At 54.1% G+C, this 26,686-nt stretch carries 19 protein-coding genes and 1 riboswitch; of the genes, 9 read left to right on the forward strand and 10 right to left on the reverse strand.

Annotated elements, in window-relative coordinates:
* Positions 1-98: 98 nt before the first annotated feature.
* From L1N82_RS19610 to speE, 3 genes are all read right to left on the reverse strand, one after another.
* Positions 99-920: a manganese catalase family protein gene (locus L1N82_RS19610; RefSeq protein ID WP_235289159.1), complete on the reverse strand. Its 822-nt coding sequence runs from the start codon at positions 918-920 to the stop codon at positions 99-101.
* A gap of 201 nt (positions 921-1,121) precedes the next feature.
* Positions 1,122-1,991, reverse strand: a complete 870-nt coding sequence (gene speB / locus L1N82_RS19615; protein ID WP_235289160.1) for an agmatinase — start codon at positions 1,989-1,991, stop codon at positions 1,122-1,124.
* A gap of 132 nt (positions 1,992-2,123) precedes the next feature.
* A complete protein-coding gene (gene speE, locus L1N82_RS19620) occupies positions 2,124-2,954 on the reverse strand; it encodes a polyamine aminopropyltransferase (protein WP_235289161.1) in 831 nt (276 codons plus the stop codon).
* 238 nt (positions 2,955-3,192) lie between these two features.
* Between speE and L1N82_RS19625 the strand changes: the two genes are divergently transcribed.
* Positions 3,193-5,292 carry a transglycosylase domain-containing protein gene (locus L1N82_RS19625; protein WP_407946784.1) on the forward strand — a complete coding sequence of 700 codons (2,100 nt, stop codon included), beginning with the start codon at positions 3,193-3,195 and terminating at the stop codon, positions 5,290-5,292.
* 143 nt (positions 5,293-5,435) lie between these two features.
* Here L1N82_RS19625 and L1N82_RS19630 read toward each other — a convergent pair whose 3' ends face one another.
* The gene (locus L1N82_RS19630) at positions 5,436-5,981 is read right to left on the reverse strand and encodes a YwhD family protein (RefSeq protein WP_407946785.1); all 546 of its coding nucleotides are present in this window, start codon (positions 5,979-5,981) and stop codon (positions 5,436-5,438) included.
* A 148-nt stretch (positions 5,982-6,129) separates the two neighbouring features.
* Here L1N82_RS19630 and L1N82_RS19635 point away from each other — a divergent pair, with 148 nt between their 5' ends.
* From L1N82_RS19635 to L1N82_RS19655, 5 genes are all read left to right on the forward strand, one after another.
* Complete coding sequence (locus L1N82_RS19635) at positions 6,130-8,145, forward strand: M1 family metallopeptidase (RefSeq protein WP_235289162.1); 2,016 nt, start codon at positions 6,130-6,132, stop codon at positions 8,143-8,145.
* An 18-nt stretch (positions 8,146-8,163) separates the two neighbouring features.
* Complete coding sequence (locus L1N82_RS19640; RefSeq protein WP_235289163.1) at positions 8,164-8,979, forward strand: hypothetical protein; 816 nt, start codon at positions 8,164-8,166, stop codon at positions 8,977-8,979.
* A 161-nt stretch (positions 8,980-9,140) separates the two neighbouring features.
* A riboswitch (cyclic di-AMP (ydaO/yuaA leader) is annotated at positions 9,141-9,293 on the forward strand.
* A 4-nt stretch (positions 9,294-9,297) separates the two neighbouring features.
* Positions 9,298-9,798 carry a C40 family peptidase gene (locus tag L1N82_RS19645; RefSeq protein ID WP_407946786.1) on the forward strand — a complete coding sequence of 167 codons (501 nt, stop codon included), beginning with the start codon at positions 9,298-9,300 and terminating at the stop codon, positions 9,796-9,798.
* A 115-nt stretch (positions 9,799-9,913) separates the two neighbouring features.
* A complete protein-coding gene (locus L1N82_RS19650) occupies positions 9,914-11,269 on the forward strand; it encodes a cryptochrome/photolyase family protein (RefSeq protein ID WP_235289164.1) in 1,356 nt (451 codons plus the stop codon).
* A gap of 156 nt (positions 11,270-11,425) precedes the next feature.
* Positions 11,426-15,973, forward strand: coding sequence for a DEAD/DEAH box helicase (locus L1N82_RS19655; protein WP_235289165.1), 4,548 nt, complete (start codon positions 11,426-11,428; stop codon positions 15,971-15,973).
* 183 nt (positions 15,974-16,156) lie between these two features.
* Here L1N82_RS19655 and L1N82_RS19660 read toward each other — a convergent pair whose 3' ends face one another.
* The gene (locus L1N82_RS19660; RefSeq protein WP_235289166.1) at positions 16,157-18,466 is read right to left on the reverse strand and encodes a hypothetical protein; all 2,310 of its coding nucleotides are present in this window, start codon (positions 18,464-18,466) and stop codon (positions 16,157-16,159) included.
* Between the two features lie 202 nt (positions 18,467-18,668).
* On the opposite strand from L1N82_RS19660, the gene L1N82_RS19665 reads away from it, so the two are divergent.
* The gene (locus L1N82_RS19665) at positions 18,669-20,699 is read left to right on the forward strand and encodes a putative bifunctional diguanylate cyclase/phosphodiesterase (RefSeq protein WP_235289167.1); all 2,031 of its coding nucleotides are present in this window, start codon (positions 18,669-18,671) and stop codon (positions 20,697-20,699) included.
* A 94-nt stretch (positions 20,700-20,793) separates the two neighbouring features.
* On the opposite strand, the gene L1N82_RS19670 is transcribed toward L1N82_RS19665, so the two are convergent.
* From L1N82_RS19670 to L1N82_RS19680, 3 genes are all read right to left on the reverse strand, one after another.
* The gene (locus L1N82_RS19670; protein WP_235289168.1) at positions 20,794-22,074 is read right to left on the reverse strand and encodes a hypothetical protein; all 1,281 of its coding nucleotides are present in this window, start codon (positions 22,072-22,074) and stop codon (positions 20,794-20,796) included.
* Positions 22,049-22,597 (reverse strand): RNA polymerase sigma factor, encoded by a 549-nt coding sequence (locus tag L1N82_RS19675; RefSeq protein ID WP_328284501.1) that lies wholly within the window; start codon positions 22,595-22,597, stop codon positions 22,049-22,051. The genes L1N82_RS19670 and L1N82_RS19675 overlap by 26 nt, the downstream gene beginning before the upstream one ends.
* Before the next feature lie 232 nt (positions 22,598-22,829).
* Positions 22,830-23,795, reverse strand: coding sequence for a polysaccharide deacetylase family protein (locus tag L1N82_RS19680; protein WP_235289169.1), 966 nt, complete (start codon positions 23,793-23,795; stop codon positions 22,830-22,832).
* 304 nt (positions 23,796-24,099) lie between these two features.
* Here L1N82_RS19680 and L1N82_RS19685 point away from each other — a divergent pair, with 304 nt between their 5' ends.
* Positions 24,100-24,360, forward strand: coding sequence for a KGG domain-containing protein (locus L1N82_RS19685; protein ID WP_407946787.1), 261 nt, complete (start codon positions 24,100-24,102; stop codon positions 24,358-24,360).
* Between the two features lie 168 nt (positions 24,361-24,528).
* Positions 24,529-24,831, forward strand: coding sequence for an HNH endonuclease (locus tag L1N82_RS19690; RefSeq protein WP_235289170.1), 303 nt, complete (start codon positions 24,529-24,531; stop codon positions 24,829-24,831).
* Between the two features lie 37 nt (positions 24,832-24,868).
* On the opposite strand, the gene L1N82_RS19695 is transcribed toward L1N82_RS19690, so the two are convergent.
* Complete coding sequence (locus tag L1N82_RS19695) at positions 24,869-25,300, reverse strand: universal stress protein (protein ID WP_235289171.1); 432 nt, start codon at positions 25,298-25,300, stop codon at positions 24,869-24,871.
* Between the two features lie 163 nt (positions 25,301-25,463).
* Positions 25,464-26,414: a glycoside hydrolase family 43 protein gene (locus tag L1N82_RS19700; RefSeq protein ID WP_268822068.1), complete on the reverse strand. Its 951-nt coding sequence runs from the start codon at positions 26,412-26,414 to the stop codon at positions 25,464-25,466.
* Between the last annotated feature and the right edge of the window lie 272 nt (positions 26,415-26,686).

A 26,686-nucleotide genomic window follows, 5' to 3' on the forward strand; every position in this document is an offset into this window, starting at 1 on the left:
ATAAATTACATTATTTAGCCATTATACGGTGATAAGCCTCCTGCTGCATGGAGATCTCTCCATGCGTCAGGAGGCTGTACAAGATTTACTGCAGCGCTTTATTTTTTGGGGAGTGTATTGTGCGTGTATAACGGTGCTGGCTTCAGGATCGGCTCCTGGCCTTCCGCAACCGGTGCGGCCATATATTCGAAGGTGCCGCGCTTGTCCGGCGTCGGGCCCTGTGCCCAGCTTCCTTCACGACTTTCCTCTCCTTCGGAGAAGTTGATAAATTTATGGGAATATTCCCGCGCTTCCTGTGATGGATCGAAGGTTGCCGGAACGACAAAGCCTTCACGCTCCTCAAGCTCTGCCGCTGCTGCTGCCCATTGATTCTGGTGCATCGTGTCACGGGCCAGCAGGAACGAGAGCATATCCCGTACACCGCGGTCATCCGTCATCTCGTACAGGCGGGCGACCTGCAGCCGTCCCATCGATTCCGCCGCCAGGTTATGACGGAAGTCCGCCAGCAGGTTGCCGCTTGCAACCATATAACCGGCATTCCAAGGCACGCCTACACTATTAGTCGGCGTCGCGCCAAGACCAGCTACAATCGCATGCTGCGGATTCATGCCGCCCATCGCCGCTGCAATAATCGGGTCCTTCGCCGCCTCCTCTTGTGCCGCAACCGGTGCATCATCAAGGAGCTGGGCAATCATTGTTGCCAGAATCTCCACGTGACCAATTTCCTCTGTACCGATATCAAGCAGCATATCACGGTACTTCTGGTCCGCGCGGCAGTTCCAGCCCTGGAACAAGTATTGGAACGCAACCGTCATTTCACCAAACTGTCCGCCCACAATTTCCTGAAGACGTTTCGCGAACACGGGATCCGGACGATCAGGCTTGGCTGTGTACTGAAGCTTCTTGACATGAGTGAACAATGCGATCACACTCCCTTTAGAATAATTATCAAAAGACACTTTTTCTTACACCACTCCCTAAACTGGTAAACACGTCCAGCCGGATATTTTATATAGAATTTTTTAATAATGGCCCGCATATCTATACTCCGCATGCAAAAAAGGCTGGCCAGGTTTCCCTGATCCAGCCTATACAGCCTGTTTAGCTAAGTTGTTGCCGAGTTACTTAATGAAGCCGAGCAGCATTTCGCGGACAACCTTCGATGCCACGATCTGCGTCATTTCGGAGTGGTCATAAATCGGCGCCACTTCAACAAGGTCGCAGCCGACTACATTGACTTCGGAACGGGCGATGGCATGCACGGCCTCCAGCAGCTCTTTCGATGTAATACCGCCCGCTTCAGTTGTACCCGTACCCGGCGCGCACGACGGGTCAAGCACGTCAATATCGATTGTCAGATACACGGGACGTCCCGCCAGCTCCGGCAGCACCTTCTTCAGCGGCTCCAGCACCTCATACGGATAGAAGTTAATGTTCTCGCGTGCGTATGCCCACTCCTCACGGGAGCCGGAGCGGATGCCGAACTGGTAGATGTTCTTGCCGCCCATCAGCTCAGCCGCTTTGCGCAGCGGCGTCGAATGGGACAGCGGCTCTCCCTCATAGCTCTCCCGGAGATCCGCATGCGCGTCAAAATGGATAATGGCAAGATCCGGGTACTTGGCATATACCTCCCGGATAACGGGCCAGGACACCAGATGCTCGCCGCCGAGACCAACCGGCATTTTGCCGTCGTTCAGCACGCCCCTAACATACTCCCCGATAATATCCAGGCTCCGCGCCGCGTTGCCGAACGGCAGCAAGAGGTCACCGGAATCAAAATAGGTGATATCCTCCAGGCTCTTGTCCAGATAGGGGCTGTACTCCTCCAATCCGATCGAAACCTCGCGCACCCGTGCAGGGCCAAAGCGTGAGCCCGGACGGAAGGATACCGTGTAGTCCATCGGCATGCCGTAAATAACCGCCCGCGACGCCTCGTAGTCATCAGAGCTCAAAATAAATACATTACCGGAATAACGCTGATCCAGTCTCATTGTTCGTCTCCACCTTCCTAATGGTCACTTTATCTGTACCGCTGTCCGCAAAAAGAGCCTGTCCGCCCTTGGACGGCCAAGCTCGCATCGCATCCTCCACAGCCGCACAAGGCCGCTGCACTAACAGGATGATTATTTTATCAGATCCTCCACGAACTTCGGCAGCGCAAAGGCCGCCTTATGAAGGCGCGGGGAGTAGTATTTGGTATCAATCTCAGGAATCGAAGCTTCATCCACTTTCAGCGGATCGTACTTCTTGCTGCCGAGCGTGAATGTCCACAGTCCGCTTGGGTAAGTCGGCACGTTGGCACCGTATGTGCGGACAATCGGGAACACTTCCTTCACATCGCGGTTAACGCTCTGAATCAGATCAGCCTTGAACCACGGGTTGTCCGTCTGGGCAACGAAGATGCCGTCTTCCTTGAGGGACTCGTAGATGCCCTGATAGAATCCGCGTGTGAACAGGTTCGCTGCAGGACCTACAGGCTCCGTGGAATCGACCATGATGACGTCATACGCATTCTTATGGTCATGGATATGCATGAAGCCGTCGTTCACGATAACCTCTACGCGCGGGTTGTCCAGCTCGGAGGCAATCTGCGGCAGGTATTTCTTCGAATACTCGATAACCTTGCCGTCAATATCGACCAGCACGGCCTTCTTCACCTTCGGATGCTTCATAATCTCACGGATAACGCCGCCGTCACCGCCGCCTACGACAAGCACATGCTCCGGATTCGGGTGGGTGAACAGTACCGGATGGGCCACCATTTCGTGGTAAACAAACTCATCCTTATCCGTTGTCATGACCATACCGTCCAGCAGCAGCATCGTGCCCCATTCCTCGGTCTCCACCATCGCAAGATCCTGAAACTCCGTTTGCTCTCTCACATAAGTTTCTTTCAATTTCATCGTAATCCCGTAGGTCTCGGTCTGCTTCTCGGTAAACCAGATATCCGTCATGGGTCGATCCCCTCTTCCTTGTTAAACTAAGCAGGTGCTTTCGTCTTGCAGCCGCTTGTGTCCAATGTTTCACCCTGTATTATAGTGAATCATGAGGAATAGAGTCAATTTCTGCCTCAAAGTTCATGGATAATTTATGATCGGCTAATCCGCTGCTTTTTCCGCGGGAGTGAATAGCTCCCCCCTGTCTTTTCCATACTAAGGAAAAAGGGAGTCCCGGAATAAGGAGTGATGGGCCGTGACAAGCAGCACTAATGGAGCACAAAAAGCTAAACAGCGCAGGAGGTCGCTTCGCAAGGAGAAGCGCCGCGTCCTGTTCGCTCGTCTCGTACTGTTCTTAAAGCTGGGCGCTGCAGGGACGGTGCTCATACTGCTGCTCCTGATTGGCTCGCTGCTCTATCTACGCGCTCAATCGCTGCCGGTTGCTTCTATCAGCCAGACCTCCCAGATGCTGGACATCCACGGGAATGTAATTGATACCTTCCACGCCGGGGAAAACCGCCGTTCGGTCAAGCTGGAAGACATTTCGCCCTACGCGGTACAGGCCACGCTGGCCATCGAGGACCGCCGGTTCTATGATCATCTGGGATTTGATTTCAGGGGTATGGCACGCGCCATGCTCGTCAATCTGGAGAACCTGTCCAAGAAACAGGGTGCCAGCACGCTGACCCAACAGCTTGCCCGCAACCTGTACCTGACCCATGAGCGCACATGGTCCCGCAAAATCAAGGAAGCGGCTTACACTGCCCAGCTGGAGATGAGCTACAGCAAGGACGAGATTTTGACCATGTATATGAATCAGATATATTACGGACACGGTGCATATGGAATTGAAGCCGCGGCATCCACTTACTTCGGCAAGCCCGCTTCCAAGCTAACGCTGGCTGAGAGCGCAATGCTGGCTGGTGTGCCCAAAGGACCGAAGTATTATTCCCCTTACATGAATATGAAGAATGCCAAGGACAGGCAGCTGACTATTTTGAATGTGATGGTGGAGGAGGGCGTGATTACACGCAAGGAAGCGGATGAGGCTTATAATGAAATACTGTCCTTCCAGCCGCTTTCCGCCGGCAATCAGGAAGGGTTCGCGCCTTACTTCCGTGATTATATTCGTACGGTGGCCGTGGACAAGCTCGGGATTGATGAGCATCTGCTCAATGAAGGCGGCATTCGGATACACACGACACTTGATTCCGCTGCACAGAAGGCCGCTGAAGAGGCCATTGCAGCAGGCTTTCCGGACGACTCGGAGCAGCAGGCTGCTCTGATTGCGATCGATCCGCGTACCGGCTATATTAAAGCAATGGTCGGGGGGCGGGATTACAGAACCAATCAGTACAACCGTGTATTTGCCAAAACCAGACAGCCCGGTTCATCCTTCAAGCCTTTCGTGTACCTCACCGCACTAGAAAGCGGCATGACGCCGCTTCATACGTACCGCAGTGAGCCCACCACCTTCACCTATGATGAAGGAAGACAGACGTATGAACCGAGCAACCATAATGACAAGTACGCCGAAGAAGATATTGATATGCGCAGGGCGCTCGCCAGCTCGGATAATATCTACGCGGTCCACACCATTATGGCCGTCGGGCCGGATAAGGTGATTGAGACAGCGCGGCGTCTCGGGATCAACAGCCCAATGGACCCGGTTCCTTCACTTGCGCTGGGCACCTTCCCGGTCAGCCCGTTCGAGATGGCCTCCGCATTCGGTGCCTTTGCAAACAGCGGCAAGCATATTGACCCTATAGCCATTACGCGAATTGAAGATAAGAACGGCCGTATCTTGTATGACGCCGTGCCAGAGGAAACCCAGGTCGTGGAGCCTGAACACGCTTATGTCCTGACAAGCCTGATGGAGAGCGTCTTCAAGCCAGGCGGCACGGCCGCACGCGTCTCCGCTGACATTAAGCGCCCGGTAGCAGGCAAGACGGGCACGACAGCTTCAGATGCCTGGCTTGTCGGCTACACGCCGGAGCTGGTGACCGCCGTCTGGGTTGGCTATGACAAGGGCCGCACAATCACGACCGCTGAAGCGCACAGAGCAGCCCCCATCTTCGCCGCCTTTACCGAGAAGGCGCTAGAGACTGTTCCGCCCAAGATGTTCCCCGTACCGGAGGGAGTTGTCACTGTCTATGTTGATCCCGCGACCGGCAAGCTAGCTGGCGATTCCTGTCCGGACAAGCGGCTGGAGACATTCATCGCCGGTACTGAACCCACCGAGCTCTGCGATGAACACACGGATGAGGCCGGAAGCGAGGACTCCGCAGCAGAAGTACCGGCCAAGGAAAAGCATCATTCCTGGTGGTCGGATCTGAAGCGGTGGTGGAACGGGTAAGAATGAGCCCAGCGGTAACCCCGTTCCGCAGAACATCTTCATAAATTTAAAGAACAAAGAGGGAGTCTCCAGCAGCTGTTACGCCGCTGAAGACTCCCTTATCTATTTGTTACCTATATAACGTGCTGCTGCCTCGCCCCAGCCTATGCCAGCAGCTCCTTCAGGTTGTCCGGCGAGTTGGCCCACCACTGCTCATTATGAGAAATAAGCAGGTTCCGCAGCGCTGTGCGCTCGGTATCATTCAGGCCCTCCAGAATATAGCGGCGCTTGAGCGCGTAATCCATCTTGTTCACGTGATCCGCGAGAATCTTCCAACCGCGGCGCGCCTCGGTATCAATCAGCATCTCGCAGGCTGTCGCCCCCGCATAATACTGGCCGCTCTCGCCCCGATCCACAGCGACCCATACGATCCAGCATTTCCGTCCGTTCGGCACATCCTCCTTGTTCGGGCTGAACTTGATGCCGCGCTCCACCTTGCTCTTGGCATGCATGGCGCCGATATCGATGTAAGCCTGATCCCCGTCGATAATCACTGAGGACATATCGTTAAGGTTAATGGTACCCGCTCCAAACCCCTTGTGCTCCTTGTTACTCACAACATTAAAGGCGAGCGCCTTCTTCTCTTTCTTCTCTGGATTATTCCCCTGCTGTTCCACGCCTTCCGAACACCTTCCTTCTATTGTATTCACCCGCATGCCGGGTGTCTGCTTACGTTCATAACCAGCCTTCTTACGGCTTGTTCCACAGCGCTCAAGATTAATTCCATTTTAGCTAATAATCTGTGAAAAGCAAACATATACATGCTGTAGATGCTTGTCAACGGGAGGTAATCGGTCCATGTATCCACGTAAGATGTTACGCATTGCTCTCATTCTAGCAACCGCTGCCGTGCTGGTTCTGTCGCTGCGGCAGAGCTTCGGCGATGCCTGGTTATCCGGGTATACGTATGCCTACAACCTCACTGCTGCTCCCCAGCCTTCCGTAAAGCCACCCGAGACACTCGAGCAGCCGGTCTCCGAGCCGGAGACGGTCCCCAAACCAAAGCCCAAGCCTGCCGCCCTCAGTGACCGAATCGCGGAATACCATATCGATGTTCACCTGCACGAGAAGGACAAAAAGCTTCACGGCACCCAGTCCGTCACCTGGAGGAATCCCGGGCAGACGACAGTGTCCGAGCTGTACTTTCACCTGTACCCGAATGCCTTCATGAACAAGAATACAACCTTCATGAGGGAATCCGGCGGCAAGCTGCGCGAAGACCGGGCCACGACGGACAGCGTCGGTTACATGAAGCTGAACGCCCTTTCGACGGAAAATGGCACAAGCCTCCTGCCCGCCCTGCAGTATGTCCGTCCGGATGACAACAATCCCAACGATATGACGCTGGCCAGGGTCAGGCTGCCTGAACCGGTTGTCCCCGGAGGCAGGATAACCCTTAAGGCCGCCTTTGAGGTCAAGCTCCCTGAGGTATTCGCCCGGATGGGCTACTCCGGTGATTTCATCATGGCCGGGCAGTGGTTCCCTAAGCTCGCGGCTTATGAGACAGCCGGTACCCGCGGCAGCACCAAGGACGGCTGGAACCTTCACCAGTACCATGGCAACTCGGAGTTCTACAGTGACTTTGGCATCTACAACGTTCGGATTCAGGTCCCTTCCCGTTATAAGGTAGCAGCCACCGGGTTTCCTACCAAATCAGCTGTCATCTCGGGCGATAACAAGGTCTATCGTTTCTACGCGGATGACGTCCATGACTTCGCCTGGGCGGCATCACCCGATTTTGTCTATGTAGAAGAAGCCTTCTCAGCCCCCGGTGTTCCCGGTGTGCGTATTAAGCTCTACCTGGACCCGCTGCATGTCCATCTTAAGGAGCGCTACTTGCATGCGGCCAAGTCCTCGCTTGCCAAGTATGCCCAGTGGTATGGCGATTACCCGTATTCCACGCTGTCCGTGGTTGTACCTCCCAAGGGCGGAAACGGCGCAGGCGGGATGGAATATCCGACTCTCGTGACCGCTTTCGCGGCCGAGAACGAGAGTCCCGGATACAGCCTGGAGCGGACCGTCGTCCATGAGATTGGCCATCAGTTCTGGTATGGGATGGTCGCAACCAATGAATTTGAGGAGGCTTGGCTGGATGAGGGCTTAACCTCTTATGCAGAGGATAAAGTCATGGAAGCCGTGTATGGTGTCGAATCCAACCTGCCTATCGAATCCAGCTACATGACAAGCCCAGCTCCGCTTAAGCAGCATTCCTGGCATTATGAGAGCAACGACCATTATGCAGAAAATGTGTACATGCGCGCAAAGCTCGTACTGCTCGGCATCGAACAGCAGGTTGGCGAGGCCAAGATGCAGGCTATCCTCCGAACTTACTTTAATACCTATAAATTCCGGCATCCTTCGACTGAAGACTTCCAGGCCATCGTGGAAAAGGTGACAGGCAGGCCATGGGATGACTACTTCAAAGCCTTCGTCTATGGCAGTGAAATGTCGGATGTAGCTGTCGACTCCATACAGGTCAAGCCGGTCAAGAAGGACGGCAAAAAGCAGTACGATTCGGTGGTCCTGATCCGGCGTGAGGGCGGAAGCTTGGGTCCGGTGGCCGTCATCATGCAGTTTGAGGACGGTACCACAATGCCGCGGATCTGGGATGGCAATGGAACGAAAATTGAATACCGGCTGACTCACGACACACCGCTGGCTTGGGTGGTTGCCGATCCGAATCTGACTAATATGCTTGACAACAAGCGCATCAATAACTTTATGAAGGCCGAGCTCCCAGCCAAGGAACGCAACCGCTGGAACATGGGTCTCGTCAAGCTTGTGGAATTGATGCTGAGCCGAATGGGCTGGTAAAGGGGGCGTTCGTACACGATGAAAACATTTATTAAAGACGGCTGGCAGGTGTCAGCCAAACATTTTCCGATTATCTCGATCCTGTTCCTGTATCAGCTTTTGTGGGGATTCTTCTTGTACCGCTTCATTGGAGCCATCATTGTGCCGCTGCTCAAGCGTTACCCGGATGCTACAGGAACCGACAGCGCCGTTCAGCTGTTCTTGGTTGAGGCTCAATTTCAGCTGCTGAAGACCGATATCGTCTACCCCTATCTCTGGGCACTCGCCGGGCTATTCGGCATTCGGATGGTGATTACCCCGTTTATCAACGCCGGGCTGTTCCATTCCCTGCAGCATGCCTCCGACAAGGAGGGCACAACCTTCTTCTCCGGCATCCGCCGCTCCTGGAAGCCGGTCGCCGTCATATACTATTCTGAACAGCTGCTGGCCTTCGGGCCCCTGCTGTGGTTAATCCCGCTCTGCAAACGAACTGCAGCCGCTAGCGTCAGTCTTACGGATATGGCAACTGCTCTTCTTCCCTACTTGCTGTGCTGGATGCTGTGGTGTGCAGCGGTCCGGCTGCTGTCAATCGCCTTGCAGTTCGGGGCAGCAGCAGGCCAAGGCTTCACCAGCTCCCTGATGCAGGCATCCCGAACCCTCCTGCCCATGGCGGGCGTATCACTCGCCATGTGGGGAATCGGTATTCTAATCGGCGCGGCTTCCTCTGCCGCCTCGCTCTTATGGGCCGGGCTGCTCGCCGTTATGCTTCATCAGGCTCATCACTTCATACGCACCTGGCTCAAGGTATGGACCTTCGCAGCCCAGCATAAAGCCTGGAACTCCAAGGGAGCTTAGCCAAGCGGGAAGCTAACAAAAAACGCAGTGAACCCAAAAACTGACAAAGCCGGGACTATTCCTCGGCTTTGTCAGTTTCTTTGTTTTTGTTGCACCAAAATTGTGAACATTCTGTGACAATAGCAGGAAATGGTGATATGTACTCGAATAGTAAGCGAGTACATAAAAAACTGCCGAATTTCCGCAAGGAAAACGGGGGAACCACTTTGGGTGAATTGATCTCGCGTCTTGTGCTTGACGAGACGCCGGAGAGATCATAGGGAGCCTTCTACCGAACCCCACAGCTAACCTCGTAGGCATTGGAAGGGGCTTTACGCTTTGAAGAAGGTTTTGGCATCCATGGTTTTCTTCTTATGTATGATGACCTTCACGGCTGCGAGCGTCTTCGCGGATTCCAGGCTCGACAATGAAATCAGTGACTTGATTGGCATCAAGTACAAATCGGGTGGCTCCACTACGAGCGGCTTTGACTGCTCCGGCTTCACCTCCTATGTATTCCGCCAGTTCAAGATCGAGCTTCCGCGCACATCGGCAGCACAGTCGAAGGTTGGCAAGAAGGTAGCCAAAGAGAATCTTCAAGCTGGAGATCTCGTATTTTTCAACACTAGCGGCAAAGGTGTCTCCCACGTAGGCATCTTCGTAGGCAACGGCAAGTTTGCTCATTCGTCCTCCAGCAAAGGCGTGACGATCAGCAAGCTAAGCGATTCGTACTACGTGAAGCGTTACATGGGCGCACGTCGTGTCATGAATGCCGATACCTATGAGGCAATTGCCGCAGAGCCTTCAGATCTTCCTGAAGGAGATGGCGATCAGGATTGATTCGCCGCAAAAGCTTTACGCTTGCTTGATTGAACCGCAGCCCTGTCCCTGCCCGGATAGAGTCTGCGGTTCCTTTTTTATATACTATAACCTGTCTGCCAGGGGGAACATCCCGATGTATCTGTTCATACACCGCAAGGATCTCCGAACCTCCGACCTGCGCTTGTTCGACGTGCTGCGCGGCTCCAATATGCAAGGACTTCATACGGTTATTCTCGATCCGCGGCTTATCGACGGCCGTTTGACCAGTCACAGCTGCAGGAATTTCCTGCTTCAAGCAGCCCGTCTGGACATGCTGTACCGGCAGCAGAACCGCAAGCTCTATCTCTTATACGGTGATCCAGCCGAAGTGGTTACAGCCATTGCGCACGTACACCCGCTCCGCCTGACTGCTGTTCATGCCGACCACACACCCTATGCTATTGAGCGCGATGCCAGAATGCGGCACGCCGCCGAAACAGCGGGAGCGGTTTGGCTGTCGGAAGACGACCTGCCGCTGGCTGACCTTGGCGATTTTCAGACTTATACAGCGAGAAACGAGCCTTATAAGGTTTTTACCCCGTTTTACCGCAAGTGGAACAGCTATATAAGACAATTTTTTCGCCCCTCCTCCCAAGTTAGCCTGACAGATCTTCCGGAAAATGCCGAGCTGGACAGAACGGTGACAGACCGCTTCGCGCTGCCGCCGCTCGTCAGCAATGCCCTTCAAGCTCTGCGGGAAGAAGCACGCAGCAGCCTGTCAGCCCCCGAAGCCGAGCTCAGGCGTTTCGTTAAGGGCGGGCCACTCACGGCTTACAGCAGCCGGCGTGACAGCTATGCGGACATTGGCAGCACCAGCGGGTTGTCCCGGTTTTTGAACACGGGCGCCCTGTCGGCGAGGCAGATTTATCAGGCGGCTGCTGAACAGGAAGGCTCAGAGAGCTGGCTGCGGCAGCTGGCCTGGCGGGACTTTTATCTGTACCAAGCCGTCTATCATCAGGACTTCTTCCGCTATGAGCAGCTCTATGACTTTGGGCAACTGTCAGACCGGCACCTTGAAGCTTGGACGTCAGCCAGAACCGGTATCCCCATCATCGACGCAGCTATGACGCAGCTCCGTGAGACCGGCGAGCTTCCTAACCGCCTGCGCATGATCACCGCCATGTTCCTGACCAAAAACCTGCTCTGCCCATTCCCGCTTGGCGAGCAGTATTTTCGCTCGTCCCTAAACGACTACGACAATACGCTTAACCGCGGCGGCTGGCTTTGGAGCTCTTCACTTGGCTACGACCCTTCACCTTATTTCCGGATTATGAATCCGGTGACCCAGTCGATGAAGCATGACCCCGAAGGGCAATATATCCGCCGGTGGCTGCCCGAGCTTCGCCATCTGGCCGGGCGCGACCTGCACGCTCCCCGTCCGCAGGCTATTGTGGACCTTAAGGCATCCCGCGCAAGAGCCATTGAAGTGTACCGGACCATTCTGCGCTAGATAGAACTGCCTGCCAACTGTTCTTCATGCTTGCTGAGGGCAGCATCCGGGTTATACTGGTAAAATAATGATAGATTTGTTAGGGCGGAGCTTACTACCCTGTTTCTCTCAGCTGTAACACTGCCTATTCGACGATCTGTAAAAGGGGCTGATCCTGTGAATCCTGTTTCCTCTCCCCTGTCCACCTTCCATCCCGCACTTGCCGGATGGTTCGTAGCTTCCTTTGGTGAGCCTACCGATGTGCAGAAGCAGGCATGGGAAGCCATCGCTTCCGGCCAGCATACCCTGATTGCGGCCCCAACGGGTTCAGGTAAAACACTCGCTGCCCTGCTGCCCTGTATGGATCGCGCGATACGATCCGCCATGTCCGGCCGCAGACCTGAGGCGGGTGTCCAAACCCTATATATAACGCCGCTTAAGGCACTCAATAACGACATACATCATCATGTCATCCGGTTCGCCGAAGCCATTGGAGAAGCTGCCGTAGAAGGCGGTTATGCTGATTGGCCCGGGCTTCATGCTGCTGTGCGGACCGGCGACACGACATCTGCCCAGCGGGCGGCTATGCTGCGCCGCCCCCCTGACATTCTCATTACTACACCAGAGTCGCTCTATATCCTTCTGACCTCTGCCAAAGGCCGGCATATGCTGCGGGGAGTGGAACAGGTCATTGTCGATGAAATTCACGATTTGGCCGCTGACAAGCGGGGCTCTCATTTGTCTCTGTCCCTTGAGCGCCTGGCAGCGCTGTGCGGCAGCCCGGTACAGCGCATAGGCGTATCCGCCACCCAAAAGCCGATGCAGCGGATTGCCCGTTATCTGGCCGGCTGGGAGGAACCCCCGGGACAGCCGTTCCGTTCACAGCCGTTGACACCCCTGGCCGATCCGTATATTCAGGATCTGGAGGAGCATCCGCTTGGCTATACCCCCCGGCCTGTTACGATTGTGCAGAGCCGCATGTCCAAGCAGTTCCAGCTTACGGTTACGATGCCCGACGCGGAGAAGCCGGGACAGGGGCACAACAGGGAAACCGTCTGGTTCCCTCTGCTCGACCGGTTAATGCAGCTGATGGGTGACAGCCGCTCCGTCCTCATCTTTACCAACAGCCGCCGGCTGTGCGAACGGCTCTGTCTGCGGCTGAATGACTATACCGGGCATGAGATTGCTAAGGCTCACCATGGCAGCCTCTCACGCGAGCGGCGTTTGGAAGTGGAAGCCCAGCTTAAGAGCGGGGAGCTTCGGGTTCTGGTTGCCACTTCATCTCTTGAGCTTGGCATTGACGTCGGGCATATCGACCTTGTCCTGCAGATTGACTCGCCGCTCGATACAGCCAGCGGCATTCAGCGGATCGGCCGGGCCGGCCATGCAGTCGGGGATATCAGCCGAGGCGTCATTCTCGCCCGCAGCCGGGGCACTCTGCCCGAAATCGCTGTGCTTGCCCGGCGGATCGGCAGCCGTGATATTGAGCCGATCAAGCTTCCCCGCAACCCGCTTGATGTCTTGTCCCAGCATACGGTCGCCATGGCAGCTGCAGAGGAGCACGACCTGAACGGGCTATACCGCCTAATCTGCCGGAGCGACAGCTTTCGCACCTTTCCGCTCGAACGGCTCACCGCTATGGTACAGGTGCTCGGAGGGTACTATCCATTTGTTAAACCGCTGATCCGCTATGATGCAGCCACAGGACAGATCGGCAAGCGGGCGAACTCATCCATGGCGGCGTTCACAGGGGCCGGAACGATACCCTCAAGCTCTGCCTTTCCGGTTCACCATGCGGGGAGCCGCTCGCATCTTGGCGAACTGGATGAAGAATTCATCCACGAGAGCCGGGTCGGTGATGTGTTTCAGCTTGGGACGAGCTCCTGGATGATCCAAGAGATCCGCAAGGACCGCGTGTATGTGACAGAGGCAGGCAACCGGTACAGCGAGATTCCCTTTTGGCGTAACGAAGGTACAGGCAGGTCCTATGATAATGGGCGGCTGGTCGGCCAGCTTTGGGAAGAGATCGCGGCTCGGCTTATGGCAGGTCCAACATCTGCTGAAGCGGATTTAAGCACGGCAGAGTGGCTCCGCCGCTCCTCCCATTTTGACGAGCAGGCCGCAAGCACTCTGATCAGCTATGTAAGGGCGCAGATGGCGGTCAGTGATATTCCGACGCATAAGCGGCTTGTGGTCGAATATTACCGGGATTTAACGGACCGCACCCATGTTATTCTTCATAATCACTGGGGACGCCGCGTTAACCGGACCTGGCTTCTTGCTATCGAGAAGCAGCTTCAGGAGATTCTCCCCTACCGCCTGTACGGTAACGCGAAGGACAGCGGCATAGAATTCGTTCTGCCTGATTGGGACCCCTCGTGGCTCCAGGCAGTCTGGAAGGTAACGCCCGATACACTGGAGCCCTTGCTGAGTGAAGCCATTACCGGTTCTCCTCTGCTGGCCATTGCTTTCCGCCGTCTGGCAGAAACCTCCCTACTGCTCTCCCGGAGCTTCACCCGGACACCGATGTGGCAGAAACGGATGCGGAGCGAAGAGCTGCTGAAGGATTCACTGCCCTTTGCTGCCGAATTCCCTTATCTGCATGAAGCGGTATGGGAGTGTCTCCATCACTACCTGGATCTGAATCAGCTAAAGGAAGCACTTCAGGACATCCAGCAGGGGACAATGGAGATTACGGTGCGGGAGACCAGACATCCGTCTCCGCTCGCCGCCCAGTTCATTGCAGACTATGTCAATATGCAGCTGTATGAAGGAGACAGCTTGAATGATGCGGTCCAGCTCCAGCTGCTGCATATCAGCAAGGAGCTTACAGCGGAAATGTTTGGTCAGGATTCTGTCCGGCAGGCCATATCAGAATCTGTACTGCAGCAGGAACAAGAACGCTTATCCATGCTGCCGCATCAACTAAAGGACGAAGCTGACTGCTATCAGCTGCTGAAGCAGCGAGGGGACAGCAGCACGGAGGATTTGGTCCGGCTTGGCGGGGAGGCCGTTACTTCCTGGCTCGCTGAGCTGCAGCGCACCGGGCGAATCACACAGCTGCCCTTCGGCACCAGCACCTGCTGGATCTGTGCGGATGAAACGGAACTTTACCGTTCCTTTCCTCATTCCCGGGCTTCGGTCGCCTTCATTGCCGGCCGGTATGCTGACCGTGTGCTGTCCTTTACCGACGCTGATCTGCAGGCCAGCTACCCAGTTCTGAATTCTAAGCAGGCAAGCGAGGTAATTGAAGAGCTGCTGAGGCTGGAGCGGATTGAGCAGGCTCCCTTTGCCAGCTCTCCGGACGAACGGTTGTGGATGAGCAGCCGCACCGCCTCGCGCATGATCCGCTTGTCTATCCGCGAAGCGCGCAACGAAGCCGAGCCTTCGGAGGCTGCCGAATGGCTGGTAAGGGCAGCCGCCCTGCAGCATGTCTTGCCCGCTGCCCAGGTACGGGGAAGCGAAGGACTGCGCAGCGTTATCGCCAAGCTGCAGGGCTTCTTCCTTCCGGTCGCATTATGGGAAAGCGTCATCCTCCCGTCCCGCATCCCGGATTACCGGAAGGAAGATCTTGACCTGTTATGCGCATCCGGAGAGGTCGTCTGGATAGGACGCAGGGAAGAAGGCGGCAAGGAGGGCAAGGTTGCCTTCTTCCTCGCGGAATCCAAATCCTTGTATGCTCCGTTCCTTAAGCAGTCTGCCGAAGCCGGAACGAAGCATCCTGAGCTGCTCTCCTTAATTCGCCGTACAGGCGCCAGCTTCCTGACCCGGCTGGCCAGAGAAGCAGGCAAGCTTCCTTCTGAGCTGCTGGAGCTGCTGCTAGACCTGGTGTGGGAGGGCCATATATCCAACGATCAGTTCGCTCCGCTGAGGATACAAGCCCATACGAAGGGCAAGCAGCTGGCCAGGACCGGCTCGGGGCAGGGCAGGTGGTACCCGGTCAGTACGCTCCATGATACTGCCTCACCCGCCCTGCCCGCGGAGCTTCACTTCCCGCCCGGCAATATGGCCGAAAGCGAAGTGTCTCAGACAGCTGCTCATTCTGGAGAGGGTGAAGCTGCAGGGGAGTTGGCCTCACTCTCTAATGAGCAGATGCCGGAGCATTCGGCCATGGCCTGGACAAGGCATTTGCTGAACAGCCACGGTATTATTACCCATGAGCTTGTCGCTCATGCCTCTCCATACAGCTGGGATACGCTGCTCCCCATCATGAAGCAGCTCGAGGAATGGGGCGTTATGACGCGCGGCTTCTTCATCCGCGGCGTACCCGCCATGCAGTTCATATCCCGTGATCTGTCTCCCAAGCTTCAACCGGCTGACGGAGCAGCCGGAACAGGTTCTATTACCGTGCTTTCAGCTGCCGATCCCGCCAATCTGTTTGGTCTGGTGACACCCTGGCCGGAGAGCCGGGGATCTGCATTTGCACGCAAACCGGGCAACTATATGGTACTGGATGGAGGCGGCCAGTGGCTGCTATGGATTGAGGGAGGCGGACGAAAGATCCACTGGCTTGTCAATCCTAATGAGGTTGCAGGAGACCCGGCGGACATCCTTCGCTCTGCTTTCCAGGCAATGATGCGCCTCCAAGCCGTAAGCAAAATCAAGGTCAGCTTCTGGAATAGCACTCCCGTCGCACACTCGGAAGGCGAGCCCTTCCTGCGCGCTCTCGGCGCAGAACGGGATAAAGACTCTCTCGTGCTGTGGCGCAGCCAGCTTGCACCCTAGAAGATGCCCGTCCTAGACATGCCCTTACCGCTAAAAGCCCAGCCGCAGCTGCGTCAGCTGCCACAATGCGAAAGAACCTCCTGCCTACCTGTTAAGGTGCTGGCGGAGGTTCTTTCCGTTATAGCAGTCCATGGCATAAAGATTCTATGGCATTCCTGGCCATTAAGCAGACGGTATCCCAGGCTACAGCAGCTGAGCCGTGTATTGAATCGGCCGGTATTCCAGCCACTCCCGCTCCAGCTTGTCTCCCTCTCCGCTAATCAGACGGCTTGGGGCCAGCTGAATATGAACCGAATCCGTCGCCCCCAGCACATAAGGAGAAGCCAGCTTGACGCGCAGGGACTGTCCGGGCATCGACGTCTCATCCCATTGGATCGATTCAACCTGCAGCGGAACCAGCGCATCGTTCCGCAGCACGTATATATCTGCGATAACTTCCGCCCAGTAGAAGATATTCGTCGCATCTGCGGCCAGCTCTTGATTAAAACCAACGGTAAGCTCCTGAACCGGTACATCCCATTCAACCGGGTATAGAACAGCGTCAAGTCCCACATTAATGATGGTAACGAACGGGGCATAGGCGCCTTCCCCAAGCTGAACCCGGATATCCCGCTCGAAATAATAGTTACCCTCTGTCGGGTGATATATGTCGAGAGCGGCATCTGTCCAGTTGAAGTTCTCGGGTACAAAAGCAAGCTCCGGTGCAGCTGATTGCACAGCCTGTTGAATGCGCAATTTGGCCGCTTCACTTAAGGGTTCTGTGAAGGTAATCGTCGTAGACGGGGATAAGTAAGGCTCCCCCGCCATCAGCACCTCTGGACCTGATCTTGTACTGTAATCAGGAAGCGCCACCCCCTCAAGCTGGATGGCTGTACCGTTTAAGCCGTACACGTTACGCCCTTCCCCTGCCAAGGTCAAGCTCCTGTTCCCGATATCGTATGCTTCGGCCAATGAAATATCATTCGTTACATACACACGGGAAACGCCGATCTCCTGTACCGCCTCAATAAGTGCCTCGGGTGTATGGGCAAAGGCTTGGCCGGTTTCCTTATTATAGTAAGCGTAAAATCCACCCGGCAGGCGTGTAATAATCCCGTCCGGGTAGCCCTCAAGACCATGCACGATAATCTGATTGGCAATGCCATTCATCGCGCTCCTCAACTGATTATCCGTCGAGGCATTCGCAGTCAGCGTTATCCCCGGATGCAGGGTTGGAATAATGCCCTCATAACGCAGAGCTGTAATATCAACATTGTCCACTGCACTTCGCAGTTCCACAGAGCTGTCAAATCGCAGTACCTCTGAACTGCTGGACAGGCTGGCGCTCATTAGCTTAATGGCCTCTAAATCCGACCGTGCCGCAGCAGCCTGCAGCTCCGCGAAGGTCGAAACCGGCTGCTGGATACGGATACTGTAATCCGCAGCATTCCATGCCGGGTCCTGGACCCGGACGATCATGTCCGAATTCACGGCTCCCGCAGATACGGCCATTCCCGTAACGGCATCTAAAATATCTACGCTGCTTCCCTCCGGTGCCTGCAGATGCTCCTTCAGCTCTTCCGCGCTCATCGCTGCGGGGACATACAGCCCACCGTCTACCCGCTCCAAGTGTTCATTAGCACCGTATGTCCAAAGATCAGTACCGACCTCAAGCGGCCTTGCTGGTTCCGCGGGAGCGGGAACGGCTGGTTCCGCCGGTTCCTGTACCGGTAATGCCTTAAGCGCCTGGTTTGCATAAAACAGCTTCAGCCATGCGTACATGATCTGCCGCGATGAAGCCGATGCCTCCTGCAGAACCTGCTCAGCTAGAACCAGCTCTGCCTGCAGGGCTTCAACGGATGCTAGCGTATAAAACTCTCTTGCTGCCTGGGACGCCAGAAAGCCTTGTACCTCCTCAGCCAGCTGGCTGAGTTCGGCTGCAGCTGTGGAGCGTGCTTCGTCCGGTCTGGTCAGGGCAAGCAAATAACGCACATCCTCTTGACCAATACCCTCCGGTCCCACTATGTTAGACGGCAATGCACCTGTCAGATAAGCCATTACCTGCCTGAAGGTTACCCTTTCCCCAGCCGGATCAATCCGGTCTTGAAGCGCCAGCTTGCCTCCCATGGTCATAACCTGGTAATCAGCTTCCGGTTTGCTGGCCAGACCGTTTGCTCCGACCGCAGCTCCCGCCGCGGCCTGCAAACTGACGCTATCCACGTTAGGAAGCGGCCTGTTCAGCCTCAACGTTACTCTGGTACCTTCCACAGCCAGGTTGGATACCCGGACATCCGGCTGGTCAATAATGAATAAATCCTTGCCTGCTTCAAGCTCCCCGTCTTCATAAGGACGAATATTCTGATCGTATTTTAGGGTAACCGAATAGGGCTCCCGGCTCTCTGCCCCGACCAGCTGAGGACGGGTATCCCCTTGAGCGTACAGCGACGGCGGCATGGACGAGAACCATACCGCAAATAATAAGAGAGTGATGATGAATTTTCCCCGTTGATGCAAACAAGCCCCCACCTTTAACAGTTACTTCCCAAGCTTCCAAGGTCTCTTCTTGAAGTGTAGCACAGCCGCAAGATTACGAGCTATCCCTTTCTGTATGAGGCTGTTAAAAATTCGATATGACTCTATCTTTTTTGGACCTGTCAGCCGATATATAGTTAGATATCGCTGCTTGTTCAGATTTCATAGTAAAGTAGGTCAGAGGATGAACCATACTCATGGGTTTTACGATCCCTTAACCGTCTTCATCGCTTTTGCAGTAGCGACGGCCGCCTCCTACTTCGCCTTGACGCTGGCGGGCAGACTGTTCCAAGGCACCACGCTGCGCCGCTGGCGGCTTCTTGCCGCCTCGGTTGTCATGGGGGCTGGCATCTGGTCCATGCATGTCATTGGAATGCTCGCGGCCAGGCTCAGTGAGCAGATTAAATTCACTCCTGCACTCGCCGGATTGTCTTTCGCCATAACGGTTGCCGCCTGCTTCGGAAGCTTCATAATTTATACGGGCGGCAAACAATCACTGATTCGCCTCTGTAGTGCCAGCCTGCTTCTCTCACTCGGTATAGCAGATATGCATTTTGCCGGGATAGCCGTCATGCAAAGTCCTTTAAAGGCGCATTATAACTTCATACTATTGGGGTTGTTCGCCTTCATCGTCTTTGTCGCCATCTGTTCTGCCCTGCTTCTCTTCCAAAGGTTTCATGAACATCGTGCATACAGGCGCTGGAAGCTTCTCAGTGCTGTACTCATTGGCCTTGCAACAAGCGGTATGCATTATGCCAGCATGGCGGCGGTCCCCTTGCAATCGCTTGTCCCAGTACATGCCGCTCACGCAGATACTGGTGAACATTCATCTGTCCTGCTGCTTGCTGGAGTCATCGGTGGCGCATTTCTCCTGATTGGCATCTCATGGACATCCCTCCTGTATGACAAGAAGGTTTTGGAGAAAATGGCGTACAGTGATGCACTGACCGGCTTGCCCAACAGGCATCGGCTGAGCCAACAGTATAATGATTTCTCCATGTTCTATGAAGAAGGATTCATGCTGTATATCGATTTTGACCGGTTCAAGATGATTAATGACACCATGGGGCATGATACAGGTGACAGGTTTATCCAGCAGATGGCGGCGAGGCTGCAGGAAGCACTGGATAAGAACCAGACTCTTTTCCGCTTCGGCGGGGATGAATTCCTGATTATCTCCTCTGGTTCGAGGCAGGATGCCGAGCAGCTGGCTGACAGGCTGATCCTTCATTTAAAAAAACCGTTCCTGCTGCTGGACTCGGAGTTTTATATGACTGCAAGCATAGGCATCAGCCTCACACCCCAGCATGGCACTAACCGGCTGGCTCTGCTGCGGGCGGCCGATATAGCCATGTACCATGCCAAGATTGCCGGTAAAAACCGCTACTGTATTTATGATGAAGAGACCAATCTCCACACGCTCCGTAAGCTGGAGCTTGAGAAGGGACTTCGCAAGGCGCTCCAATTGCAGGAGTTCGATATTCATTATCAGCCAAAGTGGGATGCGGAAGCTGGCAGGGTCATTGGACTTGAGGCGCTTCTCCGGTGGCGGCACGGCATGCTCGGCCCTATCTCCCCAGCGGAGTTCATTCCCATTACGGAAGAAACCGGCATGATCGTGGGAATCACAAGGTGGGTTCTGCGAAAGGCCTGTGAACAGAACCGGTACTGGCAGTTGAGCGGCCTCCCCAAGCTGCGGATATCTGTCAATATGTCAATCCGTGTATTCGAGAGCGGTAAGCTTGAAGAGATGGTAAGGGAAGCCCTTCACTCATCTGGACTGGATCCGGAAGACTTGGAGCTTGAGATTACAGAGTCCATCGCTATGCAGGATATTGAAGAGACCATCAAGCAACTAAATGCCGTCAAAGCAATTGGCGTCAAAATATCTATGGATGACTTTGGAACAGGTTATTCATCTCTTGGCACCATTGACCGCATACCCATTGACACACTGAAGATTGATCAGACCTTTATCCGGCAGAGCGCTCTGCCTTCAAAGCAAGCCATTATCAGCACTATTATCGCCATGGCCGCACACCTCCGGCTTGATGTAGTGGCCGAAGGAGTCGAAACCGAGGATCAGAGCCACTTTCTGCAGTCACGCGGCTGCAGTGTGATGCAGGGATACTATTACGGCAGACCTATGCCGGCTGATGAGTTATATGCGTGGATGGAGCGGCTTACTATGACGGACACAACTGCAAAAGAATGAACCACAGCAAAAATAAGAGGCTGACGGCGCACAATTAGTGCGTAACCGTCAGCCTCTTATATTTATCAGCCCTATTCGGGCATCCCCTTCATGTCTAATCCGTTAATAGTGAACCTGCCTGTTCCTTCCACATCTCAACGTACCGTGGAACAATCGCCCACTGAACCATGATGATTCTCTCATCCTGCCCCACTGCTTCTTCAAACCCCAGGTTCGTAAGCGACTGGTCTTTCATTCCGTAAAACAGCAGCCTGCGGTCCGTCATTATGACCGCCAGGTTGCCTGCAGGTGATGTGTAGGCATCAACAGCGGCAGGCTCGACCGCACGGATATCATTCCAAGGGATATCAAGCTGATTATGCTGTACAATCGTAGGATCAAGCTCCTGTTCGATCTCCTGCAGCAGCGGCGCAGCCGCTGCCGTACCCGGCATAAGCAACTTCTCCGCAATCCAGCGGCCCGGCTTCCGGGTCAGCGTCCAGTTGTGTATCAGCTCGGTTCCCATCGGCATATCCTCTTCGTTAGAAAGGAAAGCGGCCAGCGGCTGATCGGGGCCCGCAGAAGCAACAGCATGATGCTCCGTGCCCGCTGTCAGGCTGCCGAGCTCCCTGGCTTGGCCCAGCTGGGATACTTCCATAACCCATGTTGTTTCCTGCTTCTCCTGCCGCTTGTCATGCTCCCCTTTTACGCCGGGTGCTGCGATCTCACGAGTGAGGGCAATATACCGGTTTCCTACATAATCGATTCTCTCGCGAACGATCTCCCGCGGGTTCCCCTCTTTGCTGTAAAGCTTTAGGGGTTTATCTAGCTTCTTGTTGGTCTGCGTATTGTAAGCTCCAGCAACTTGATATTCTCCCTGCCCCAGGTCGACACGGCCAACCTCCACACGCCAGAAGTTCGTCCTGTATGGCATAAGGATACCGCTGTCCTCTGCTACTTTCTTCGGTAAACTGTCGTCAGCCGTGACAAGGAGAGTTCGATATGCGCTGCTCATCTCCCCTTCTCTCCCCGCTGTGTCCTTACGCAGAGCAATTAAAAGAGCTGTCTGCGGCGGGCTTTCGGTGCTGTAAGACAGCGTACCGGCATTCTCCTTGTTGCCTGCAGCAGGATCGAAATCAGCAATCGCCTGTTCCCTGTTCCCCGCGGGTGGTCCGCCGCCAAGGTGGGCAACTGCCATGATCAGCATGATCATAGCAACAGCACCTGCCGACCACCCCCCAAAGCGGAGCAGCCAGCTCCTGCGTCCAGGTACAGCTCTATGATCCAGCCTTTCCCGGATCCGTTGTTGGATCCGTTCATCAAATCCATTCCGGGTAAGCGGTCCGCCAGACAGATCGCGTTTCAGCTTCTTATCCATTGAGTCCATCGGGTCCATGCTGGTCATCCCCCTTCCGGTCTGCCAGCTTCTTACGGGCGTGAAAAAGCCGGGATTTAACCGTTCCTTCACTAACCCCCAGCAGCTGGGAAATTTCTTTCATCGACATTTGATGATGGGCGTATAAAATCATAGCTTCTCTATACTTATAAGGCAGCTCCAGTACCTGCTTCCACATATCATTAACCGCCAGCGCCTCAATTACCTCACCTTCAGCAGACCTTTCGCTCGCCTGCTCTTTAAAGGCATCCACCAGTGTGACTTTACGGAGGAAGGCCGATTTGCGGTAATCGAGCACCATATTGCGGGTTATGGCAAGCAGCCAGGTCTTAATGGAAGATTCCGAACGGAAGGTGTGCAGATTGCGATAGGCTTTCAGAAACACCTCCTGACTGATATCATCAGCCTGGTCCCATTTGCGGGTCATGCTGAAGGCAAAGTTCCATACGTCCTTGCCGTAAGCTGTCATCAGCTCGTTCAGGACATCCTTCCGCTCCGCCGCATCCTCACCTATATATCTCAAGTATTCGTATTGTGTGTCCGAGTGCAAATTTGCCACCTCTAATCTATTGGACGACCGCAGTCACGGATCGGTTCAGTCCACGGATTATGTATTCTTAAAATGTAAAAACCGCGGTTCCATTTTGAGAACCCCGGTCCGTGGATGAGCGCCTGCCTACGGCTTTTGAACCTCACCTCTATTATCCGGCAACTGCCAGCGGATTTCCATTAAATATTACATAAAGCCTCATTTTTTATTCGTGCTCTTCTGCTGGCCGCTCCTTAGCGCCGGTTAATCCCGAAACAGTCGTCCAGCTATAACCAAGCTCCTGAACAGCTTCGATAACAGCCGGCAGTGCGGCAATTGTATTATCAAGATTAGAATTCTTTCCGCCAAAGCTGTGCATGAGGACAATTCCCCCTGGCTGTACACGCTCTAGAACCGTGTCAAGAATCTCGTCTTCCGGTGTGCCGGCCCAGTCCCTTGTATCAATCGTCCAGCTGATCAGCTGCTTATCCTTCTCCTTCAGAACATCTGTTAAGGTATCAGGCGTGATTCCATAGGGTGCCCGGAACAGCACAGGCTTCTCCCCCAGCACCTCCTGAATCGCTTGATCGCCTCGGCTGATCTCCTGCTCTACCCCCTTCTTGCTCAGCTTGCGCAGGTTAGCATGGCCGAAGCTGTGGTTGCCGATCTCATGCCCTTCATCCCGTATCCGCTTCAGCACATCAGGATACCGCTCCACCTGCTGTCCGACCACAAAGAAGGTAGCCTTAATATTGTATTCCTTCAGTATATCAAGTACCTGGGTTGTATACTTGGCATCCGGACCATCATCGAAGGTGAGCGCCATCCGGTTGTTCTTATCCGCGACCTGGTGCTCCACGCGCCGCTCTGAGGGAACAGCCGGGATTGCTGCACCCCCCGCAGTCTCCGCTGCTGTACCTGCGCCCTTTCCCGCTGGTTCAGCAGGAAGCTCTTCTGAGAGTGAGGCAGGCTGTCCGGAAGCGGGCAAAACCGCCTTATCTATTACCGCTGACACCGGTCCTGCATTTTCTTCAGATGCAGCCAGTGCCTGCCCGCTTAAGCCTGGGCCCACTCCGCCGAATCCCTCCACTAGCCCGATAAGTCCATACACAACACTAACCACCATCACGCCGATAACCGCCACCATTATTTCCTTACGTAAACCGGCCGCCGTACGAACCATTCTCCCCATTGATCACCCGTTCCCCTCTGCTTGCTTCACTGATCATTTAGACGAAGGAAATCCTTGCCCGGTTTAAAGTCCGACAGAAAATCCCCACTTTTTCGACAAGTCTGTCCACTTGGCAGTTCCAGACAATCTCATAAAATTTTATTCTCCAATTCATAAGCTTATATCGTTTCAAAAGGGAGTAAATGAGAAATTTTTTAACGAGCGCTTAACCATGTTTATGGCCATTCTCTGGTGGTAATAGAGAGTGCGCGCGCAACACAGTAAAGAGGACAAGAATAAACCCAACATAAGGAGTGATTTGGATATGGCACGCAATGACGATCGTATGAGCCGTGAAGAAGCTGGACGTATGGGTGGCGAAGCAACATCCCGTAACCATGACAAAGAGTTCTATCAAGAAATCGGCCGTAAGGGCGGCGAAGCAACTTCCAAATCTCATGATAAAGAATTCTATCAGGAAATCGGCCGTAAGGGCGGCGAAGCAACTTCGAACTCGCATGATAAAGATTTCTATAAAGAAATCGGAAGCAAAGGCGGCAGCGCCCGTTCTAACGACGACCGCTAAAGATCCCGTTTCCACCGACATCGTACCAAAATCCCCTTAAGGCTCGGGCCTTAAGGGGATTTTGCGCTGCCTTGACATCAAGCAGCATGCAGACAAAGACATGAATGGTTTCACCCTAGCTGTGGGTAAACTGGGATGGACAGGTTCCTGCAAATGATGGAGGTGAGCATGATAGATAACGGGCTAGACCAAATCTGTGAGCTGTGCGGCCGTGAAGGCGTCGAGACGACACGTCATCACTTGACACCCAAGGCCAAGGGCGGCACTCATCTGCCAACTGCCCGCTTATGCCGCAGCTGTCATAAGCAAATACATGCCCTGTATACCAATCACGACCTGGTCACTCTTGGCCTCACTTCCATACCCGCCCTCCAGAAGGACCCCAACACTGCACGGTATCTGAAGTGGATTCGCAAGCAGCCTTCGACTTCGGTTCCCCGTGTCCGTAAATCAGAACGTGTAAGGAGCTGAATCCATTTCACTACTATGGCATACCGGCTGGCAGCAGCTATTTAAAGACAAGCACCGGCACTTTGGCATGCTGCACCACTGAGCGGCTCACACTACCAAGCATAGCCCCCTGCAGTGGTCCGAGCCCCCGGCTTCCCATTACAATCAGATCACATCCCCGCTCGGCCGCCTGCTGCGGAATCACCCTCGAAGGATTGCCTTGAATCATCTCGGTATTCACTCTGCAAAGCCCCTCCGTATATCGCTTAGCCTCTTCCAGCAGCTCCTCTCCCTGCCTCAAAGCGCTTTCACTCAGGGCTTCGGAAGGAGAAATCAGGATATCACCCGCAGCAAGCGGATATAAATTGACTATATGGATGACCGTCAGTTTCGTTCCACTGCAGCTATCCACCATCTGAATCGCCTTATTCAAAGCCCTCTTCGCCTGGACAGAGCCGTCATAAGCGGCCAATATATGCCGAAACAGCATCAGCATCACCTCTTACTACAAGTATTTCTATATCAAACGCTGTCCGCATGTAAAAGGTGTACGATATGCCATAATTTCGCACAAAAAAAAACGGACCGGCTCGCATTTCTGCGGCCAATCCGTCTTCTTTACTTCATGAGATGACAGCTAACAAAGCTTTAGCTTAGTATCTCGGCCAGCCGTTCGAGTCCCAGTACAGATCATTGATCAGCAGCTTCGGTGCTCCGTTATCCTCTGCATCATAGGCATGGCGGACAATAATGTTGTTATAAACGTCCTGGTGGCCTGGACCGCGCCACTTATCATTGCCTGCGTCAAGTACAGTACCGCCGCCGTTCATCATGCTGACACCGTTCTTATCTACGTATGGGCCGGTAATGCTCTTGGAACGGCCGTATACAATCTTGTACGTACTGTCTACGCCTCTGCAGCAATTGTCAAACGAAGCAAACAGGTAATAGTAGCCGTTGCGGTAGATAATGGTCGGCGCTTCGATTGCACCGTTATTGGCTGTCCGGCGGGCGATTGACATGACCGATCCTGTAGGCTTCATTGTATTCTTATCGAGTTTTACAATCTTCAGGCCGCTCCAGAACGATCCGAAGGACAGCCAAGGCTCTCCATTGGCATCAATCGTCAGGTTAGGATCAATTGCGTTGTAATCATTTGCACTTGTGGAACGAATGACTAGACCGTCATCCCGCCACTGTCCCGAACCGATGCTGTGCGTGGAGGTCAAACCAATCAAGGATGTATTGGAACCAAAGGTCGAGATGGAGTAATAGAGCCAGTAACGTCCGTTGAAGTATTCGATATCCGGTGCCCAAACATCATTGTTGGCATGCCCTGGCACATAATTTTTCCACCACGAAAGGGGTTGCAAGAAAATCTGTGGTGTACGGTACCAGTTTGTTCCGTTATCCGAGCGCAGCACCTGCAGTCCCGGGCCGGTAGAGAAGGTGTACCACGCATTGCCTTCCTTGATGATTGAAGGGTCATGCACCCCTATGTCGCCTGACAAGTTCCAAAAAGCCGCATAAGCAGGGAATACGGAAGTAGTAACCAATGTCAGGGCAAGCGCGGCTGATACCAGCCATTTCTTACGTTTCACCAATCTGATCCGCTCCTTTAAAATTATAATATTGAGGGTATTAAGGCACCCCGCAGGCCTCCTTACTCTGTGGCTCTTCCGTTCACCTCCTCGACTCATTAACAAGAATGTAAGCGCATTCTTGTATTTATAAATTACTGGATTGTTTTACCTTTGTCAACCCATTTTTGTTAACCTATTAATATATTTATAAAATAGTAGCTTCGTTTCCCCGATGCTGAATAAACTAGCAAAAATAGTATTTCTCTAGACTTATTTATGAGAAATTTTCCAGT

Origin of the sequence: Paenibacillus tarimensis (genome assembly GCF_021532315.1) — a bacterium.
In the GTDB taxonomy this organism is placed as follows: domain Bacteria; phylum Bacillota; class Bacilli; order Paenibacillales; family Paenibacillaceae; genus Paenibacillus_I; species Paenibacillus_I tarimensis.

Bases quoted from the DNA above. Each gene is read 5' to 3' on its own strand.
- L1N82_RS19685 (WP_407946787.1), top strand. From the start codon at position 24,100: ATGGCACGCAATGACGATCGTATGAGCCGTGAAGAAGCTGGACGTATG.
- speE (WP_235289161.1), bottom strand. From the start codon at position 2,954: ATGACGGATATCTGGTTTACCGAGAAGCAGACCGAGACCTACGGGATT.
- L1N82_RS19650 (WP_235289164.1), top strand. From the start codon at position 9,914: ATGTATCTGTTCATACACCGCAAGGATCTCCGAACCTCCGACCTGCGC.
- L1N82_RS19635 (WP_235289162.1), top strand. From the start codon at position 6,130: ATGTATCCACGTAAGATGTTACGCATTGCTCTCATTCTAGCAACCGCT.
- L1N82_RS19670 (WP_235289168.1), bottom strand. From the start codon at position 22,074: ATGGACCCGATGGACTCAATGGATAAGAAGCTGAAACGCGATCTGTCT.
- L1N82_RS19690 (WP_235289170.1), top strand. From the start codon at position 24,529: ATGATAGATAACGGGCTAGACCAAATCTGTGAGCTGTGCGGCCGTGAA.
- L1N82_RS19680 (WP_235289169.1), bottom strand. From the start codon at position 23,795: ATGGGGAGAATGGTTCGTACGGCGGCCGGTTTACGTAAGGAAATAATG.
- L1N82_RS19665 (WP_235289167.1), top strand. From the start codon at position 18,669: ATGAACCATACTCATGGGTTTTACGATCCCTTAACCGTCTTCATCGCT.
- speB (WP_235289160.1), bottom strand. From the start codon at position 1,991: ATGAGACTGGATCAGCGTTATTCCGGTAATGTATTTATTTTGAGCTCT.
- L1N82_RS19695 (WP_235289171.1), bottom strand. From the start codon at position 25,300: ATGCTGTTTCGGCATATATTGGCCGCTTATGACGGCTCTGTCCAGGCG.
- L1N82_RS19640 (WP_235289163.1), top strand. From the start codon at position 8,164: ATGAAAACATTTATTAAAGACGGCTGGCAGGTGTCAGCCAAACATTTT.